General features: G+C 80.7%; 1 protein-coding gene. It reads right to left on the bottom strand.

The features are described 5' to 3' along the window. Positions 1 to 2,166 (bottom strand): DUF5682 family protein (locus tag ACYVPE_RS39680; protein ID WP_461038707.1); only part of this gene is annotated, 2,166 nt, incomplete at both ends.

Raw genomic sequence — 2,166 nt, 5'->3', positions numbered from 1 at the left:
CGGGCGGCGGGGCCGGAGTCGCCGCCCCCGCACCGGAGGCGTCGGCGTCGGGGCCGGCCGGGTCGGTGCCGCTCCCACACACCGGCCCCGGGCCGCCCGGCGGCGAGGCTGCGGCGCCGCTACCACTCGACCCGGCGCACAGCCCGGCAGTCGGCAGCTCCACACCGCCGGCCACGGCCGTGGCACCCTCCGCCGGGCCGGCGAGGCGCTCTGGCGCCGGGAGGAGGCCGAGTGCCGTCAGGGTGTCGCGGGCCGACAGGTCGGCGCGGGTCCAGAGTTCGAGCGTGGGGGCGTCGATGTCGGGCAGCGTCGCGATCGTGTCCCCGAGCCGGTCCTCGATGACGGCGAGCAGCCGGTCGCGGGCGGCCGGGCTGAGCGTGTCGAAGCCGCCGCGCAGGGCCGGCAGTCGGTCGAGGAAGGCCCGTTCCGGCAGCTCGGCGACGCGGTCGAGCAGCGGTCCGAGCGCGCCGGGTGCCGCTTCGAGCAGGGGCCCGGCGGCGGCCAGCAGGCCGGTGAGCCGGGCCGTCAGCTCGGCGCGGCGGGCCGGTGCCGTGGCGGCGTCCACCCAGGACGCCACCCGCCGGCCCAGCGCCTCGGGCGCCTCGTGGCCGAGCAGCACCAGCACCGCGCCGGTGGCGCCCCGCATCAGCGGGGAGCCGTCCGTGGCGAGGGCGCGCAGCGCGGCGGTGAGCCGGATGGAGCCGAACGCGTCGGCGCGGTGGGCCAGTTCGACGAGGGCGCGGGCGTCCGCCGGGTCCTCGGAGCCGGTGAGGCCGGCGACCTGGCGGACGGCGGCGGTGGTCAGCGTCTCGCTCACCTGCGCGGTGTCGAGCGCGGTGTCGAGGAGGCCGCCGCGCAGCCGGTCGAGCAGGCTGAGGGCGGCCAGCAGCTCCGGCAGGGTGCCGGCGGCCGGCAGCACCGTGGCGGCCTCGGCGAGCCGCTCCCCGGCCAGCGGTTCCAGACCGCAGCCGGCGGCCAGGTCGAGGCCGGTGATGACCTGGGCGGCGGTGGGGCCGCCCGCGTCCCCCTCGGCCCGCCGGCGCTCGCGGAGCGTGCCCTCCGCCGCCTGGGCCGCCGTCACGCCGCGCGCCGAGGCGGCGGTCAGCATGGCGGCGGTGGCCGGCGTCCAGCTGACGGTCCACCGGGTGGTGCTGGTGGCGGCGCCGCCTGCGCCGCTGAAGCGTTGTTCCTCGGCGTACGGGATGCCGCAGACGCTGAGCCGGCGCAGCAGGAGCTCGCGGCGCTGGTCGCGCGGGGAGCGCCGGGGGTCGAGCCGCAGGTCGCGTGGTGCGGCCGCGACGTCGTCCGGGCCCGGCAGGCCGAGGTCCGCGCACTCGGCGGCGACGGCGGCGCCGAGGCCGCCGCGTGGGGCGCCGGGCGCGGGACGGCCGGCGCGTGGGCCGATCAGCACCGCCTCCAGAGCCCGGGAGACGGCGCGGCCCCGGCCCAGCGGTTCGCCCTGGACGAGCACGGTGTCGACCGCCTCGATCAACTCGCCCCTGCCGGGGGCGGGGAGGCCGCGCAGCCTGGCCAGATCGGTGGCGAGGCGGGTGATCTCGCGGGCGTCGGCCGGCCCCGAAGGGTGGTCCTCCCCGCGCAGCCGGGCGCAGACGCGGACGGCGGTCTCGGTCAGCGCGGCCTCCAATATGGCGGGGTCGCCGGCGGCGGCCAGCACCCGGTGCTGCCACTCGGGGTCGCGGATGCCGGCCGGGTAGCCGGAGCGCTCGTCGAGCAGGGCGTAGGTGTAGGGGATCAGGGAGACCGTCCACGGCTCTGCGCCCCGCGGCTCGTCGGCCGACTCAGGGGTCGGCTCCCCGTCGGGGGCGGCGAGCGCGGCCGCGGTGAGGGCGGGGGTGTGGAAGGCGCCGACGACCGCGGCGACCCGGCGCCCGCCGGCGGCGGCCTCGGCGATCCTGGCGCGCATCCACCGCTCGCGGCCGAGGTCGACGGCGGCCACGCCGGCGCCGCCGGCTGCGTCCTCGCGGAGGGCCCAGCCGGTGAGCAGGGCGGCGCGGCGGACCGCCTCCGGGGTGGAGCCGGGGGCGGCGACCTCGACGAGGCGGTCCCAGAGGTCGTCGCCCGCGCGGCCGGTCAGCCGGGCGCCGAGCGCCTGGCGGAGGCCGGGGCGGCGGGCGCCGGCGGGGCCGCGGTCGGCAAGCCAGGCGC

It is taken from the genome of Streptomyces mayteni (assembly GCF_054783955.1).
Note: the sequence above shows the minus strand (reverse complement) of the source record. Positions and strands in the feature narration are given on the sequence as shown.